The organism is Pseudomonas sp. YL2, assembly GCF_023063025.1.
Classification (GTDB): domain Bacteria; phylum Pseudomonadota; class Gammaproteobacteria; order Pseudomonadales; family Pseudomonadaceae; genus Aquipseudomonas; species Aquipseudomonas putida_A.
In genome coordinates this window covers 22,389-38,056 of sequence record NZ_JAJSLU010000025.1, presented here as the reverse complement: position 1 = coordinate 38,056, position 15,668 = coordinate 22,389, and the positions used below count along the sequence as shown (strand labels likewise).

Genomic DNA, 15,668 nt, shown 5'->3' with positions numbered 1-15,668 from the left:
GGCGGTGCGAGGGATTTAATCTGCCGCATAAACAAAACCCCCGGCCTGGGCCGGGGGTTCTGGTATCACTCGTCGAGGAAGGAGCGCAGATGCTCGCTTCGCGTCGGGTGGCGCAGCTTGCGCAGCGCCTTGGCTTCGATCTGACGGATCCGCTCACGCGTTACGTCAAACTGTTTGCCCACTTCTTCGAGTGTGTGGTCGGTGTTCATGTCGATACCGAAGCGCATGCGCAGTACCTTGGCTTCACGGGCAGTGAGGCCGGACAGCACTTCGCGGGTCGCTTCTTTCAGGCTTTCAACGGTTGCAACATCGATTGGCGACTGCATGGTCGAGTCTTCGATGAAGTCACCCAGATGAGAGTCTTCGTCATCACCGATCGGGGTTTCCATGGAGATCGGCTCTTTAGCGATCTTCAATACCTTGCGGATCTTGTCCTCAGGCATTTCCATGCGTTCGCCCAGCTCTTCCGGGGTCGGTTCGCGACCCATTTCCTGCAGCATCTGGCGGGAAATGCGGTTGAGCTTGTTGATCGTCTCGATCATGTGCACCGGAATACGGATGGTGCGGGCCTGGTCGGCGATCGAGCGAGTGATCGCCTGACGGATCCACCAGGTGGCATAAGTCGAGAACTTGTAACCACGACGGTATTCGAACTTGTCCACCGCTTTCATCAGACCGATGTTGCCTTCCTGGATCAGATCGAGGAATTGCAGGCCGCGGTTGGTGTACTTCTTGGCGATCGAGATCACCAGACGCAAGTTGGCTTCAACCATCTCTTTCTTCGCGCGGCGGGCCTTGGCCTCACCGATCGACATGCGACGGTTGATGTCCTTGATTTCAGCGATGGTCAGGCCGGTCTCGGTTTCCAGCGCGATCAGTTTCTGCTGGCAACGGATGATGTCCGGCTGTACGCGACCAATGGCTTCGGCGTATTTGCTCTTGCCTTTGGCCAGGGCGTCGGACCAGCTTTCGTCGACTTCATTGCCCGGGAACTGACGCAGGAAATCGGCGCGAGGCATACGTGCATCACGTACACACAGTTGCATGATCGCGCGCTCTTGCTGACGCAGACGATCCAGGGCGCTGCGAACACGCTCGACCAGGGCTTCGAATTGCTTCGGCACCAGTTTGATCGGCATGAACAGCTCGGCCAGGGCCAGCAACTCGGCAATCGCTGCCTTGTTGTGACGACCGTGCTTTTTCAGGGCCTTGCGGGTGATTTCCATCTGATCGGACACAGCGCCAAAACGCTGGGCCGCGATGACCGGATCCGGACCGCTTTCGGCTTCTTCTTCGTCATCCGAAGATTCGGCGTCATCGTCGTCGGTATCGTCGTCAGCCTTGGCGGCTTTCGCGTCGATCGGCGGTGGCACTTCGGCAGCCGGCGGCGCAATGCCGTCGTCCGGATCGATGTAACCGCTCAACACGTCGGACAGGCGACCACCCTCGGTGGTGACGCGAGTGTACTCGGAGAGAATGTGGTCAACCGTGCCAGGGAAGTGCGCGATCGCGCTCATCACTTCACGGATGCCTTCTTCGATACGTTTGGCGATTTCGATTTCGCCTTCACGAGTCAGAAGCTCGACCGTACCCATTTCACGCATGTACATGCGCACCGGGTCAGTGGTGCGACCGATATCGGTCTCCACCGCTGCCAACGCAGCGGCTGCTTCTTCCGCAGCGGCCTCGTCGGTATCGGCGTCGGCCAACATAAGGGCGTCCGCATCCGGAGCACTCTCGTGTACGGGGATCCCCATGTCGTTAATCATGCGGATGATGTCTTCCACCTGCTCCGGATCTGAAATATCCTCGGGCAGGTGGTCGTTGACCTCGGCGTAAGTCAGATACTTCTGCTCACGACCCAGTTTGATCAACTCAATAATACGAGACTGCTGTTGCGCTTTTCCGGACATAACACCCTATCCACTGAAGGTCTTGGCGGGCAAAAAACAAGCCGAGGATTATACCTGAGCTATGACCTCACGCGCCAGTTGAGGTCGGGTTTGATGCGGAAACATTGCGACTTAAAAGGTCGCGCAGTTGATTTTTCTCTTCGGCGCTCAGTTCGCTTTGACGCGCTTTCCTGAGCAACTGTTCCAGATTTCGCTCGCGTTGGCGGGCTGACAAGCTAGTAATGGTGTCGAAAAACTGTTGTTCAAGGTTTTCTCCGTCAATCAGCCACTCCTTTTCCGCCAGCGCTTTCAACAAGCGACCCTGTTCAGTGCCGTGCCATCGCGCGATCAACTGAAATGAGTTTAGCTTGGGATTCTTCTGTACGGCTTCGAGCAGCGACACAAGCAACTGTGCGTTGGTCTGATTTTCGTCCGCAATGTGCCCGGCGTCCTCGACGCGCTCGGCCAGTTGCGGGTGATGCAGCAATGTTCGCAGGGCGGTCAGGGTCGGTGATTCGACGCCAATCGGCGTGCGCGGGCGTTGTTGATCGCGATCGCCGCCACGCTTGCCGTTCTTGTCCCAGGGTTTCTTGTCCCATTTCTTGCCGCCGGCGCCGGGTTTCTTCGGCGTCCACTCCTGCTGCGGCACATACATGTCTTGTGCCTGCGGCTGATGGTAGTCGCTGTAATCCGGCATTGCGTCGTAATCGATGCCCGGATCGTAGGCGGGAGGCGCTTCCTGCGGCGCGCTTTGCGCCAGCTGGCTGACGGTTTCGCTGCTCAGACCGGTAATTTCGGTCAAGCGCTGGCGCATCAGGATGCGCAGGTTGGCGCCCGGCACTTTGTCGATCAGCGGCGCGGCGAGGGTGGCCATATGGGCCTTGCCTTCGAGCGAGCGCGGATCGGCTTCCTCGGTCAGTTGCTGGAAGAAATAATCGGCCAGCGGTTGCGCATGTTGGTTGATTCGGGCCTTGAAGGCATCAGTGCCTTCGGCGCGAACCAGGGTGTCCGGGTCTTCGCCTTCGGGCAAAAACAGAAAGCGCGCGCGGCGCCCGTCCTGCAGGCACGGCAATGTTGCTTCCAGTGCGCGCCATGCGGCGTTGCGGCCGGCTTGGTCGCCGTCGAAACAGAACAAGACGTTCGGCACTACCCGAAACAGACGCTTGAGGTGTTCTTCGCTGGTTGCAGTGCCCAGGGTCGCGACGGCATTGCGCAAACCTTGCTGGGCGAGGGCGATGACGTCCATGTAACCCTCGACGACGATGATTTCGTCGAGGTTGCGGTTGTTCTTGCGTGCTTCATAGAGGCCGTAGAGCTCCTGGCCTTTATGAAAGACCGGGGTTTCCGGCGAGTTCAGGTATTTCGGCTTGTCGTCGCCGAGTACCCGGCCACCGAAAGCGATGATGCGGCCGCGGGTATCGCGAATCGGGAACATCACGCGATCGCGGAAGCGGTCATAGCGTTTGCCGGTTTCGGCGTTCTCGATCAGCAGGCCGGCGTCGATCATGGCCTTCTGCTGCAAAGTGTCGCTGCTCAAATGTTTGAACAGGTTGTCCCAGCCCGGCGGCGCGAAGCCGAGACCGAAGTCCCGGGCGATCTCGCCGGTCAGTCCGCGGCCCTTGAGATAATCCACCGCAGCCTTGCGCGCCGGATGACTCTTGAGCGCCTGGCGGTAGAAATCGGCGGCGGCGGTGAGCAGCGGGTACAGCGGCGAATCGGTTGGCTGCCGCGGTTTGTGCGGGCGGCCACTTTCTTCGCGGGGGATTTCCATGCCGGCGGCTTTAGCCAGGTCCTCAACCGCCTGGGGAAAATCCAGGTTGTCGTGGTCCATGAGAAAGCCGAGGGCGTTGCCACCGGCGCCGCAACCGAAGCAGTAATAGAACTGCTTGTCCGGGCTGACGCTGAACGATGGGGTTTTCTCTTTATGGAACGGGCAGCAGGCGGTGTAGTTCTTGCCGGCCTTTTTCAGTTGCACACGCGAGCTGACCACGTCGACGATGTCGGTGCGGTTCAGGAGGTCGTCAATAAAGCTCTGGGGAATCAGCCCGGCCATGGCGTTCTCGTCTGCGCTGTAATGAGTCCGATGCGAAGGGCGGCCGGACGCAGGTCTTGAGTGAGGCGCACAAAGTGGGCGGCTCGACCGGGTTCGGTTGCGTGATCGCTGTCGGGAAGTGTATCTGCCGAAAAACCACTGACGTTAGTACTCATCAGTTTTCGACTATTTGAAAGTGTTGCGCTGAATCCGCTGACGGCCGATAAATGGCCCCGGATAGCTCAATAAAACGGGCACGCATGCAGGTGCCTTGGGCTGATCGTCGTAAGAGGAATCAGTGGGTGTGCTCGTCAGTAGCCTTGAAAGGCTCGTCAGAAAAGACGTGCACCGCTGGCAAAAGAGCCAGGTCTGACGCGTGAAGCAGATTTGTCTCGGTCGCATGTGCGGCTTCGACGGTGAAGCATCAAGCGTTTTACGCAAATGCCATTAGCCCGGCTGAGGGCCGGGCTTAGGCAAGAAGCTTGCTACGATCGTCTGTGTATTAGTACAGACGAACGGCGCGGCGCTGTTCGCGCTGAACTTTCTTGGCGTGACGCTTAACAGCGGCTGCTGCTTTGCGCTTACGCTCAGAAGTTGGCTTCTCGTAAAATTCGCGGCTACGAACTTCAGCCAGTACACCGGCTTTTTCGCAGGAGCGCTTGAAACGACGCAGAGCTACGTCGAAGGGTTCGTTCTCTTTAACTTTGACGGCTGGCATCCAGAGCTACCTTCATTCATTACCGGGGTCAACATCCTCGCGGCAAAAGAGCACTTGAAGACGTCGGTTTTTAAGGGTTGCGGATGTTAACCCCTCATCGCTCGGAATGCAAAGCCTCTGATCGAAAACCGCTAGTCGGGGCATCGCATGGCGACTATTATGCGCGCCTTCGAATTCAGCCTAAACAAGGCGCAAACCCATGCTAGTACTGGGATTAGAAACCTCCTGCGACGAAACCGGCGTCGCATTATACGACAGTGAACGCGGCCTGCTGGCCGACGCGCTGTTCAGCCAGATCGACCTGCACCGCGTCTATGGCGGCGTGGTGCCGGAGCTGGCCTCGCGTGACCATGTCAAACGCATGCTGCCCTTGATTCGTCAGGTGTTGGCCGAGGCTGACTGCGTGCCGACCGAGATTGATGCGATCGCCTACACCGCGGGCCCGGGCCTGGTCGGGGCGCTGCTGGTGGGTGCCTCGTGCGCTCAGGCGCTGGCGTTTGCCTGGGGCATTCCCGCACTTGGTGTGCACCACATGGAGGGCCACTTGCTGGCGCCGATGCTGGAGCCAAAGCCGCCGGAATTCCCGTTCGTCGCTTTGTTGGTTTCCGGTGGGCATACGCAGCTGGTTCAGGTCGATGGCATTGGCCAATACAGCCTGCTCGGCGAGACCCTCGACGATGCCGCCGGCGAAGCGTTCGACAAAACCGCGAAAATGATGGGCCTCAATTATCCGGGCGGGCCGGAAATCGCCAAGCTGGCCGAGAAGGGCGTCGCAGGACGTTTCACCTTCCCGCGTCCGATGTGTGATCGCCCGGGCCTGGATTTCAGCTTCAGCGGCTTGAAGACCTTTGCTCTCAATACCTGGCAGCAATGCTTCAACGCCGGGGACGACAGCGAGCAAGCCCGTTGCGACATCGCGCTGGCGTTCCAGCAGGCCGTGGTGGAGACTTTGACCATCAAGTGCAAGCGCGCCCTGAAACACGCGGGCATGAAGCGTCTGGTGATCGCTGGCGGCGTCAGCGCCAACAAGGCCTTGCGCGCTTCGCTGGAAAAGATGCTCGGCGACATGCAGGGCGATGTGTTCTACGCCCGCCCGGAGTTCTGCACCGACAATGGCGCGATGATCGCGTTTGCCGGTTGTCAGCGTTTGCAGGCCGGTCAGCAGGAAAGTCTGGCGATCAGCGTGCAGGCGCGCTGGCCGATGGAGCAGTTGTCGGCACTGTGATTGGCGGTGTGGCTGAGCGGTATTTAAAAATGCCGTTCGCGCCCGGCAAACAGGTCGCGTAGATTGCCGCGGTGGCGCCAGACGATCAGCAATGTCAATGCGCTCATCGGCAGCAGCGCTTCCGGTTCCTGCCAGGCGAGCAAGGGCAAGGTCAGGGGCGTGGCGATCAACGCCGCCAGCGAGCTGGTACGGGTCAGGTAGAACGTCAGCAGCCAGGCGCACACCGCCAGCAGTGCGGCGGGTGGATACAGGCCCAGCAGCATGCCGGCAGCCGTGGCGACGCCTTTGCCGCCGCGAAAACGGAAATACAGCGGGAACAGGTGACCGATAACGGCGCACACGCCGATCCAGGCCTGATCCTGCAACGAAAGGCCAGCGGCCGCTGCGATCAGCACCGGTACCAGGCCTTTGCACAGATCACCCAGCAGGGTCAGGATCGCCAGTTTGCGACCGGCCAGGCGCAGCATGTTGGTGGCGCCGGCATTACCCGAGCCACTCATTCGCGGATCCGGGTTTCCGGTCAGGCGGCTGAGCAAAATGGCGAAGGACAGAGAGCCGAGCAGGTAGGCGAGAGTCGCCAGTAACCAAAACATGCTAACTATTCCGGGCGAGGACGCCCTGATTCTAACGGCGCATTGCGCCCTTGTCGTGCAGCGGAGAAAAGTGCTTGGACAGAGTGTTTATCGAGGGCTTGGAAGTCGACACCGTGATCGGTGCTTACGACTGGGAGCGGGGCATTCGACAGTGCCTGCGTCTTGATCTGAGCTTCGCCTGGGACAATCGCCCGGCCGCCGCGGGTGACGACCTGACCCTGGCGCTCGATTACGCCAGCGTTTCCACGCGTATCCAGGCCTTTGCCGAGCAATCCCAGTATCAACTGGTCGAGACCTTTGCCGAGCGCCTGGTCGAAGTGCTGATGGCCGAGTTCAAGATCACCTGGGTTCGCCTGAAGCTGACCAAGCCTGGCGCAGTGCCGGCGGCCAAGGGTGGCGTGGGTGTGGAGATCGAGCGCGGATGTCGCTGACTCAGGTGTACCTCGGGCTCGGTAGCAATATCGAGCGCGAAACCCATTTGCGCGCCGGGCTCGACGCTTTGGCGACGTTTCTGGTGGATATCCGCTGTTCGGCGGTGTTCGAGAGTCAGCCGGTGGGGATCAAGAGCGGGCCTTTCTTCAATTTCGTGGTTTCGGCGCTTACCGATCTGCCCTTGATGGAGCTGGATCGGCGCCTGAAATTCATCGAAGCCGATAACGGTCGCTATGCGCCGGATCGCAAGGGGCTGCCGCTCGATATCGACGTGCTGTTATACGGCGATCTGACCGGTAACTTCGACGGCTTGATCCTGCCGCGTGCCGAAATCCTAAAAAACGCCTTTGTGTTGTGGCCGCTGTCGCTGATTGCGCCGGATCGAGTGCATCCGGGTGTGGGAAAAAGCTTCGCGACGTTGTGGGCCGAGGCGCAGATTGATCAGGTGTTGGCGCCGGTGGCCTTTGAGTGGCGTGGGCAGCAACTGACGTCTTCGGATTTACGTTGAATTAACGGCCGCTTTCGCGAGCAAGCCCACACATTTGGAATGCATTCCCCTTGTGGGAGCGGGCTTGCTCGCGAAGCTTTTCAGGCTGACGCCTTGTCTTTGTAGGCTTTTAGCGCCTTCAGTCGTTCTCGCTTCAGCGCTTCGCCCAGTTCCGGGCCTTTGAATCCCTTCTCCAGCAACGGCTGCACCGCGACTTCCCGCGCAGCCTGGGCAGCGCCGCGTAAATAATCGGCCTGTGGATAACTTCTCTGCTCCAGCCCTTTACGGCCTCGGGCGTCCATTTCGCATGCGCCGATAAACTCTTCAAACCGCTGCGGTCGTCGATACACATCAAAGCTCTGCAACAGCTCCAGCAATGTTGAGGCTTTCAATTCCAGCGCCCGGTGACAGTGGGTGTGGTACTTGCCGACAAGCAAGGCCAACTCCTGACAATCCTTCGGTGCCTTGAAGCGTTCGTTGACTGCTTTGATCAGCTTCAACCCAGTGTGTTCATGGGCGATATGTCGTGGCCACTCTTCTTCCGGCGTCAGGCCTTTGCCGAGGTCATGCAGCAGGCAAGCCCAGCGTACCGTCAGCGGTTGTTTGTGCAGCGCTGATTGCTCCAGAACGCTGAGAGTGTGCAGGCCGGTGTCGATTTCCGGGTGATGCACTTCCGGTTGTGGCACGCCAAACAGCGCGTCGACTTCCGGCATCAGTTCTTTCAGTGCGCCGCAATCGCGCAGCACCTGGATGAATACCTGCGGCTGATCTTCCATCAGTGCGCGGGAGATTTCTTTCCAGCTGCGTTCGGCGGTCAGCGCCTGCAGTTCGCCGGACTCGCTGAGCTGGCGCATCAGTTCCAGTGTTTCTGGTGCGACAGTGAAGCCAAGACTGGCATAACGGGCAGCAAAGCGCGCAACGCGCAGCACGCGGAGCGGATCTTCGGCGAATGCGGGGGAAACGTGGCGCAGGATCCGCGCTTCGAGATCGCGTTGCCCATGATAAGGATCGGTGAGGTTTTGCTGGTCGTCCTCGGCCATTGCATTGATGGTCAGGTCGCGGCGGATCAGGTCTTCTTCCAGAGTGACTTCGGGGCTTGCATGAAAAGTGAACCCGCCATAACCGCGACCGCTTTTGCGTTCGGTGCGGGCAAGGGCGTATTCCTCGCCGGTTTTCGGGTGAAGGAATACCGGAAAATCCGCACCCACGGGGCGAAAGCCCTGGGCGAGCATTTCCTCAGTGGTCGCGCCCACCACCACCCGATCAACGTCGGTGACCGGCATACCCAGCAAGCGATCGCGTACCGCACCGCCAACCTTGAAAATCTGCATAAAAAACCTCCGTTAGCCCGACAGGATAACCCTTGTGTCGGACTTTCGGAGGTCAGAACCGCATCTAGAGATGAATCACGGCAAGGTCGAGTCGACCGTAATCACCCTCGCTGTGTTCACTTCGCGGCGGTACGTGGTGAGTTTTCATGATCTGGTCGCCCTGAAGGGTTTCCAGGTGAATGTCGAAGCCCCACAACCGGTGCAGATGTTTCAGTACCTCGTCGGTGGAATCGCCCAAGGGTTTGCGGTCATGTTGCTGGTGACGCAGGGTCAGCGAGCGGTCGCCGCGTCGGTCGATGCTGTAGATCTGCACGTTCGGTTCGCGGTTGCCGAGGTTGTACTGCGCGGCCAGGGTTTCGCGGATGATCCGGTAACCGGTTTCGTCGTGGATCGCCGGCACCAGCAAATCGTCCTTCTGGTCGTCATCGAGGATGCTGAACAGCTTCAGGTCACGGATCACCTTGGGTGAAAGGTACTGGAGGATGAAGCTCTCATCCTTGAAGCTGCTCATGGCGAACTTGATGCTCGACAGCCAGTCGGAACCGGCGATGTCCGGGAACCAGCGCCGGTCTTCCTCGGTGGGGTTTTCGCACATGCGGCGGATGTCGCGATACATCGCGAAACCCAGTGCGTAAGGGTTGATCCCGTTGTAGTAAGGGCTGTCGAAGCCTGGCTGGAACACCACGCTGGTGTGCGAGGTGAGGAATTCCATCATGAACCCGTCAGTCACCAGGCCCTCGTCGTACAGGTCGTTCATCAGGGTGTAGTGCCAGAAGGTGGCCCAGCCTTCGTTCATCACCTGCGTCTGACGCTGTGGATAAAAATACTGGGCGATCTTGCGCACGATCCGCACGATCTCCCGTTGCCACGGCTCCAGCAACGGCGCGTGCTTCTCGATGAAATACAGGATGTTTTCCTGCGGTTCGGCCGGGAACCGGGCGTTGTCCTTGTCGCTGTACTTGTCCGCGCCTTTGGGGATGGTGCGCCACAGATCGTTGATCTGCTTTTGCATGTGTTCTTCACGATCCTTCTGCCGCCGGCGTTCTTCCTCGGCGGATATCGGGTAGGGACGTTTGTAGCGGTCGACCCCGTAGTTCATCAACGCATGGCAGGAATCAAGAAGGTCCTCCACCGCATCGATACCGTGGCGCTCCTCGCATTGCATGATGTACTGCTTGGCGAACACCAGGTAATCGATGATCGAACTGGCATCGGTCCAGGTGCGGAACAGGTAATTGCCCTTGAAGAAACTGTTATGGCCATAGCACGCGTGTGCCACCACCAGCGCCTGCATGCAGATGGTGTTTTCTTCCATCAGATAGGCAATGCACGGATCCGAGTTGATCACGATCTCGTAGGCCAGCCCCATCTGGCCGCGGCTGTAGGATTTCTCGGTGCTGAGGAAGTGTTTGCCGTAGGACCAGTGGTGATAGCCCAGTGGCATGCCGACCGAGGCATAGGCATCCATCATCTGTTCGGCGGTGATCACTTCGATCTGGTTGGGATAGGTGTCCAGGGCGTAGCCGGCCGCAATCCGGGCGATCTCGCGGTCGTAGGCCTGGATCAGCTCGAACGTCCATTCGGAGCCGGTGGAAATGGGTTGGCGTTTCTGCTCTTTGGCGGTCATGTCACTAACCTGCGCTGGAAGAGTTCACGGAAGACCGGATAGATATCCCCGGCCGAGACCAGTTGCTGCTGGGCAAACGTGTCGGAAAAGGCTTCGGCGATGCGCTCGTATTCGTACCAGAGGGCCTGGTGTTCGCGCGGGGTGATCTCCACATAAGTGTAGTACTGCACAAACGGCATGATCTGATTGATCAGGATGTCGCGGCAGATCGGCGAGTCATCGTTCCAGTTGTCGCCGTCGGAAGCCTGCGCGGCGTAGATGTTCCACTCGTTGCTCGGGTAGCGCTCGGCCATGATCTCCTGCATCAGCTTCAGGGCGCTGGAGACGATGGTGCCGCCGGTTTCCCGCGAGTAGAAGAACTCTTCCTCGTCCACTTCCCGGGCGCTGGTGTGATGGCGGATGAACACTACGTCGATCTTGTCGTAGTTCCGCTTGAGGAACAGGTACAGCAGGATGAAAAAGCGTTTGGCGATGTCCTTGGTCGCCTGGGTCATCGAGCCGGACACGTCCATCAGGCAGAACATCACCGCTTTCGAGCTGGGGTTGGGTTGCTTGATCAGCAGGTTGTATTTCAAGTCGAAAGTATCGAGGAACGGCACGCGGTGAATGCGCGCGCTGAGTTTCTCGATTTCCGCTTCGAGTTCCTGAATATCGCCGAAGTTGTCTGGCTCTTCGCGCTTTAATCGCGCCAGTTCCTCTTTGGCCTCGCGCAGTTTGGCACGGCTGCTGCCGGACAGCGCAATGCGCCGGGCGTGGGCCGAGCGCAGGGTGCGGATGATATTGATCCGCGACGGGTTGCCTTCGTTACTGATCCCCGCGCGCACGGTCTTGAAAGTGTCGGTGCCGCTCAGATTGCGTTTCACCAGATTCGGCAGTTCAAGGTCCTCGAACATGAACTCGAGGAATTCCTCCTGGGTGATCTGGAAGACGAATTCGTCCATGCCCTCGCCGGAATTGCCAGCCTTGCCGGGACCGCGGCCACCGCCGCCCCCCGGAGGTCTTGCTATGTGTTCGCCGGCAGTGAATTCCTTGTTGCCGGGATGAACCACGGTCTGCTTGCCGCCGCGACCGTGGTGAAGCACCGGTTCGTCGATATCGCGACCGGGAATGCTGATCTGTTCGCCGTGCTCCATGTCGGTGATGGAACGGCGGCTGACTGCCTCTTCGACAGCCTTCTTGATGTGATCACGGTAACGCCGCAGGAAGCGCTGGCGGTTTACCGTGCTCTTGTTCTTGCCATTGAGACGTCGGTCGATCACATAGCTCATACGTGGCCCTCCGGGCAGCTTCAAGTTGTGAGCTGCGAGCCGCAAGTAGAAGCACAGCGTTCACATGCTTTTTTCTTGCAGCTCGTAGCTTGAAGCTTGTAGCTGTTTTACTGCGATTTCCGGACCCGTAGGTACCATTCGGACAGAAGCCTTACCTGTTTGTCGGTGTAGCCGCGTTCGACCATTCGAGTAACGAAGTCGTTGTGTTTCTGTTGATCCTCTTTGCTCGCCTTGGCATTGAAGCTGATGACTGGCAGCAGGTCTTCGGTGTTCGAGAACATTTTCTTCTCGATGACCACCCGCAGTTTCTCGTAGCTGAGCCAGGTCGGGTTCTTGCCGTTGTTGTTGGCTCGGGCGCGCAACACGAAGTTGACGATTTCGTTGCGGAAATCCTTCGGATTGCTGATGCCCGCCGGTTTCTCGATTTTCTCCAGCTCTTCGTTCAGGGCGACACGGTTGAGAATCTCGCCGGTCTCCGGATCGCGGTATTCCTGATCCTGGATCCAGAAGTCCGCATACAGCACGTAGCGGTCGAAGATGTTCTGACCGTACTCGCTGTAAGACTCCAGGTACGCGGTCTGGATCTCTTTGCCGATGAATTCGATATAACGCGGCGCCAGGTACTCCTTGAGGTAGCGCAGATAGCGCTCGCGGGTCTCGGCCTGGAACTGTTCCTGCTCGATCTGTTGTTCCAGCACATACAACAGGTGCACCGGGTTGGCGGCGATTTCATGCGGATCGAAGTTGAACACCTTGGACAGAATCTTGAACGCGAAACGGGTCGAGAGACCGTTCATGCCTTCGTCGACGCCCGCCGAATCGCGGTATTCCTGGATCGACTTGGCCTTTGGATCGGTGTCCTTGAGGTTTTCCCCGTCATAGACGCGCATCTTCGAATAGATGTTGGAGTTTTCCGGCTCCTTGAGGCGCGACAGCACGGTGAACTGCGCCAGCATCTTCAGAGTGTCGGGGGCGCAGTGGGCTTTGGCCAGCGAACTGTTGAACAGCAATTTGTCGTAAATCTTCACCTCGTCGCTGACCCGTAGGCAGTACGGCACTTTGACGATGTAGATCCGGTCGATGAACGCTTCGTTGTTCTTGTTGTTGCGGAAGGTGTGCCACTCCGATTCGTTGGAGTGCGCGAGCAGGATCCCGGTGAACGGAATCGCCCCCAGCCCTTCGGTACTGTTGTAGTTGCCTTCCTGCGTGGCGGTCAGCAATGGGTGCAGCACCTTGATCGGTGCCTTGAACATTTCGACGAATTCCATCAGGCCCTGGTTGGCCCGGCACAGCGCACCGGAGTAGCTGTAGGCGTCGGCGTCGTTCTGTGGGTATTCCTCGAGTTTGCGGATGTCGACCTTGCCCACCAGCGCCGAGATGTCCTGGTTGTTCTCGTCACCCGGTTCGGTCTTGGCCACGGCGATCTGGTTGAGGATCGACGGATACAGTTTGACCACACGGAACTGGCTGATGTCGCCACCGAATTCGGCCAGGCGTTTGGTCGCCCACGGCGACATGATGGTGTTCAGGTAGCGCCGTGGGATGCCGAAGTCTTCCTCGAGGATCGCGCCATCTTCGGTGGCGTTGAACAGACCCAGAGGCGATTCGAATACCGGCGAGCCCTTGATCGCGTAGAAGGGCACTTTTTCCATCAACTGTTTCAGCTTCTCGGCCAAGGACGATTTACCGCCACCGACGGGGCCGAGCAGGTAGAGGATCTGTTTCTTCTCTTCCAGGCCTTGGGCGGCATGGCGGAAATACGAGACGATCTGGTCGATGCATTCTTCCATCCCGTGGAAGTCTTCAAAGGCCGGATAGCGGCGAATCACCTTGTTGGAGAAGATCCGCGACAGCCGCGAGTTGGTCGACGTGTCGAGCAGCTCGGGTTCGCCGATGGCCATCAATAGACGCTCGGCGGCGGAAACGTAAGCGCTGCGGTCCTTTTTGCACAGCTCCAGGTACTCCTGCAGCGAGAGTTCTTCCTGGCGTGTGGACTCGAAGCGTTGTTGGAAGTGGCTAAAGATACTCATGACGTCACCTCGCTCGATACGTGGAGCCGACGCCGGATCACTCAGTCGATGCTGGCAAGCAGCCGCGGTGGCCGCTTGTTTACCCCCCAGAACACTTTCGCGGTCGACAACCTTGAAAGTCACTCCCGATGACCCGTGCGCCGGTGTACCGGCTCTCCCCTGTTTTGGATGGCCTGGGCTTAAGGATAGTTGGGAATTCGAGAGGTAAAGGCGAGATACGTAATTAGTTGTGGCAGACCGTTCGTCTGCCCCGCGCAGGCCCACGGCAGCCGGGGCCTGCACGTGACAAAAAAATTATTCGGCGGTGCCTTGCGCGGTTTCCGACGGATAAGTCGCACGCCACAGCTCGAAGCCGCCGTCCATGCTGTAGACGTCGGAGAAGCCCTGGCTGATCAGGTACGCCGCTGCGTTCTGGCTGGAGTTGCCGTGGTAACAGACCACTACCAAGGGCGCGTCGAGATCGGCATTGCGGATGAAGTCGGCAATGGAGTGGTTATCCAGATGGGTCGATCCAGCGATGTGCAACGCGGCATAGGTTTGCGGGTCGCGGATATCGACCACCACGGCACCTTGCTCGCGCAGGGCCTGGGCCTGTTCCGGGGGGATTCGTTTGAATTCGCTCATGGCGGGTTCCTGTTGCTCGGCAGAATGCGCAGTCTAACGCGGCGCGCTGACTGGCGAAGTTTCGGGGATAAGTGGTGCGACTGATGGCGCAAGCCCGCCGTGTTCATCGCATTTGCATGACACACGCTCGCCGCTGTCGACGTTCATCAGGGTCAGACTGCCGCCCCAGACACAACCGGTGTCCAGTGCCGAGATGCCCGGTTCACGGACATCGCCTTCCAGCGCGGCCCAGTGGCCGAAGATGATGCGCAGACCACGGGTCTTGCGCTCTTTGTGCTGGAACCATGGCTTATAGCCGGGCGGGGCGGTGTCGAGACCTTCCTTGCTCTTCAGGTCGAGCTTGCCATCGGCGGTACAGAAGCGCATGCGGGTGAAATAGTTGGTGATGACGCGCAGGCGGGTCACGCCAGTGAGATCGCTGTCCCACTTCGCCGGCTCATTGCCGTACATGCCATCGAGATACAGCGGAAACAGGTTGTCGTCACGTAGTGCGGCTTCGGCCTCGGCGGCGTACTTCAAGGCCTTGCGCAAGGACCATTGCGGAGGGATGCCCGCGTGCACCATGGCCACATCGCGTTGCTCGTCGTAGTGCATGAGTTTCTGCTGGCGCAGCCACTCGAGCAGATCGGCTGCGTCGGGGGCTTCAATGATCTCGCGCAGGGTATCGGACTTCTTCAGGCGCTCAATGTTGTTGGCCGCAGCGAGCAGGTGCAGGTCATGGTTACCCAGTACGCAAACCAGCGAATCGCGCATGCCGTAGAGAAAACGCAGGGTCTCCAGCGATTGCGGGCCGCGGTTGACCAGGTCGCCGACCAGCCACAGCCGATCGAGCTTCGGGTCGAACGCCACTTGCTTGAGCAAGCACTTGAGCGGATCGAGGCAGCCTTGCAGGTCGCCGACGGCGTACGTCGTCATCAGTGCAGGGCTCCGGGGACGGCGAGGCGGAAAGGTTTGATGATCGCGTCGAAATGCTTGCCGTCATCGGCGACCATTTCGTAAGTGCCCTGCATGGTGCCGACCTTGGTGGTCATCACTGTGCCGCTGCTGTAAGTGTGGCTCTTGCCTGTGTCGATCAGCGGTTGCTGGCCGACGACACCGGCGCCGCGCACTTCTTCGACATGCCCGTCACCGTCGGTGATCACCCAATGCCGCGACAACAGCTTGGCCGGGAGCGCGCCATTGTTTTGCACGGTGATGGTGTAGGCGAAGGCGAAGCGGTTGTGCTCGGGTTGCGATTGGTCTGCCAGGTAGCGGGTAACGACACTGACGTCGACCTGATAACGAGAATCGGACATGCAAAAGGGCCTTAAGCAAAGCGGAACGCGAGGCGTAGCTGATGGGGAATCAGTCTAGGCAAGTATCGGGCAGTAAACCAGAGTGGCGGCCTGCCCGATAGCGTTCATCGCCGG

Annotated in this window: 14 protein-coding genes; 3 read left to right on the top strand and 11 right to left on the bottom strand. The window is 59.1% G+C overall.

The annotated features are described in order from the left end of the window. Positions 1 to 65 precede the first annotated feature (65 nt). From rpoD to rpsU, 3 genes are all read right to left on the bottom strand, one after another. Positions 66 to 1,913: an RNA polymerase sigma factor RpoD gene (gene rpoD / locus LVD08_RS26270; protein WP_027610709.1), complete on the bottom strand. Its 1,848-nt coding sequence runs from the start codon at positions 1,911 to 1,913 to the stop codon at positions 66 to 68. Between the two features lie 67 nt (positions 1,914 to 1,980). Beyond that, positions 1,981 to 3,945 (bottom strand): DNA primase, encoded by a 1,965-nt coding sequence (dnaG, locus tag LVD08_RS26265; protein WP_247269642.1) that lies wholly within the window; start codon positions 3,943 to 3,945, stop codon positions 1,981 to 1,983. A gap of 481 nt (positions 3,946 to 4,426) precedes the next feature. Continuing rightward, complete coding sequence (gene rpsU, locus LVD08_RS26260; RefSeq protein WP_002551877.1) at positions 4,427 to 4,642, bottom strand: 30S ribosomal protein S21; 216 nt, start codon at positions 4,640 to 4,642, stop codon at positions 4,427 to 4,429. A gap of 199 nt (positions 4,643 to 4,841) precedes the next feature. Between rpsU and tsaD the strand changes: the two genes are divergently transcribed. After that, positions 4,842 to 5,867 (top strand): tRNA (adenosine(37)-N6)-threonylcarbamoyltransferase complex transferase subunit TsaD, encoded by a 1,026-nt coding sequence (gene tsaD / locus LVD08_RS26255; RefSeq protein WP_247269641.1) that lies wholly within the window; start codon positions 4,842 to 4,844, stop codon positions 5,865 to 5,867. A 23-nt stretch (positions 5,868 to 5,890) separates the two neighbouring features. Here tsaD and plsY read toward each other — a convergent pair whose 3' ends face one another. Next, positions 5,891 to 6,460, bottom strand: a complete 570-nt coding sequence (gene plsY, locus LVD08_RS26250) for a glycerol-3-phosphate 1-O-acyltransferase PlsY (RefSeq protein ID WP_097089123.1) — start codon at positions 6,458 to 6,460, stop codon at positions 5,891 to 5,893. 74 nt (positions 6,461 to 6,534) lie between these two features. On the opposite strand from plsY, the gene folB reads away from it, so the two are divergent. Next, the gene (gene folB / locus LVD08_RS26245) at positions 6,535 to 6,891 is read left to right on the top strand and encodes a dihydroneopterin aldolase (RefSeq protein ID WP_003228857.1); all 357 of its coding nucleotides are present in this window, start codon (positions 6,535 to 6,537) and stop codon (positions 6,889 to 6,891) included. Beyond that, positions 6,882 to 7,400: a 2-amino-4-hydroxy-6-hydroxymethyldihydropteridine diphosphokinase gene (gene folK, locus LVD08_RS26240; protein ID WP_027610712.1), complete on the top strand. Its 519-nt coding sequence runs from the start codon at positions 6,882 to 6,884 to the stop codon at positions 7,398 to 7,400. The genes folB and folK overlap by 10 nt, the downstream gene beginning before the upstream one ends. Before the next feature lie 80 nt (positions 7,401 to 7,480). On the opposite strand, the gene LVD08_RS26235 is transcribed toward folK, so the two are convergent. The 7 genes from LVD08_RS26235 to apaG all read right to left on the bottom strand — a co-directional run bounded on the left by LVD08_RS26235 (position 7,481) and on the right by apaG (position 15,554). After that, positions 7,481 to 8,710, bottom strand: a complete 1,230-nt coding sequence (locus LVD08_RS26235) for a multifunctional CCA addition/repair protein (RefSeq protein ID WP_247269640.1) — start codon at positions 8,708 to 8,710, stop codon at positions 7,481 to 7,483. Between the two features lie 64 nt (positions 8,711 to 8,774). Then, positions 8,775 to 10,337: a SpoVR family protein gene (locus tag LVD08_RS26230; RefSeq protein WP_003228850.1), complete on the bottom strand. Its 1,563-nt coding sequence runs from the start codon at positions 10,335 to 10,337 to the stop codon at positions 8,775 to 8,777. Next, a complete protein-coding gene (locus LVD08_RS26225; protein WP_003228849.1) occupies positions 10,334 to 11,605 on the bottom strand; it encodes a YeaH/YhbH family protein in 1,272 nt (423 codons plus the stop codon). The genes LVD08_RS26230 and LVD08_RS26225 overlap by 4 nt, the downstream gene beginning before the upstream one ends. Positions 11,606 to 11,712: 107 nt before the next feature. After that, complete coding sequence (locus tag LVD08_RS26220; RefSeq protein ID WP_003228848.1) at positions 11,713 to 13,635, bottom strand: PrkA family serine protein kinase; 1,923 nt, start codon at positions 13,633 to 13,635, stop codon at positions 11,713 to 11,715. 294 nt (positions 13,636 to 13,929) lie between these two features. Then, the gene (gene glpE, locus LVD08_RS26215; RefSeq protein ID WP_247269639.1) at positions 13,930 to 14,259 is read right to left on the bottom strand and encodes a thiosulfate sulfurtransferase GlpE; all 330 of its coding nucleotides are present in this window, start codon (positions 14,257 to 14,259) and stop codon (positions 13,930 to 13,932) included. A 33-nt stretch (positions 14,260 to 14,292) separates the two neighbouring features. After that, positions 14,293 to 15,174 (bottom strand): symmetrical bis(5'-nucleosyl)-tetraphosphatase, encoded by an 882-nt coding sequence (locus LVD08_RS26210; protein WP_247269638.1) that lies wholly within the window; start codon positions 15,172 to 15,174, stop codon positions 14,293 to 14,295. Further along, positions 15,174 to 15,554, bottom strand: coding sequence for a Co2+/Mg2+ efflux protein ApaG (apaG, locus tag LVD08_RS26205; protein ID WP_247269637.1), 381 nt, complete (start codon positions 15,552 to 15,554; stop codon positions 15,174 to 15,176). Before apaG ends, LVD08_RS26210 begins: the two co-directional genes overlap by 1 nt. Between the last annotated feature and the right edge of the window lie 114 nt (positions 15,555 to 15,668).

Excerpts from the sequence above, each read along its gene's own strand:
- apaG (WP_247269637.1), bottom strand. The coding sequence starts at position 15,554 with ATGTCCGATTCTCGTTATCAGGTCGACGTCAGTGTCGTTACCCGCTAC.
- rpoD (WP_027610709.1), bottom strand. The coding sequence starts at position 1,913 with ATGTCCGGAAAAGCGCAACAGCAGTCTCGTATTATTGAGTTGATCAAA.
- dnaG (WP_247269642.1), bottom strand. The coding sequence starts at position 3,945 with ATGGCCGGGCTGATTCCCCAGAGCTTTATTGACGACCTCCTGAACCGC.
- LVD08_RS26225 (WP_003228849.1), bottom strand. The coding sequence starts at position 11,605 with ATGAGCTATGTGATCGACCGACGTCTCAATGGCAAGAACAAGAGCACG.
- rpsU (WP_002551877.1), bottom strand. The coding sequence starts at position 4,642 with ATGCCAGCCGTCAAAGTTAAAGAGAACGAACCCTTCGACGTAGCTCTG.
- glpE (WP_247269639.1), bottom strand. The coding sequence starts at position 14,259 with ATGAGCGAATTCAAACGAATCCCCCCGGAACAGGCCCAGGCCCTGCGC.
- folK (WP_027610712.1), top strand. The coding sequence starts at position 6,882 with ATGTCGCTGACTCAGGTGTACCTCGGGCTCGGTAGCAATATCGAGCGC.
- LVD08_RS26220 (WP_003228848.1), bottom strand. The coding sequence starts at position 13,635 with ATGAGTATCTTTAGCCACTTCCAACAACGCTTCGAGTCCACACGCCAG.
- LVD08_RS26210 (WP_247269638.1), bottom strand. The coding sequence starts at position 15,174 with ATGACGACGTACGCCGTCGGCGACCTGCAAGGCTGCCTCGATCCGCTC.
- plsY (WP_097089123.1), bottom strand. The coding sequence starts at position 6,460 with ATGTTTTGGTTACTGGCGACTCTCGCCTACCTGCTCGGCTCTCTGTCC.
- LVD08_RS26230 (WP_003228850.1), bottom strand. The coding sequence starts at position 10,337 with ATGACCGCCAAAGAGCAGAAACGCCAACCCATTTCCACCGGCTCCGAA.
- tsaD (WP_247269641.1), top strand. The coding sequence starts at position 4,842 with ATGCTAGTACTGGGATTAGAAACCTCCTGCGACGAAACCGGCGTCGCA.
- LVD08_RS26235 (WP_247269640.1), bottom strand. The coding sequence starts at position 8,710 with ATGCAGATTTTCAAGGTTGGCGGTGCGGTACGCGATCGCTTGCTGGGT.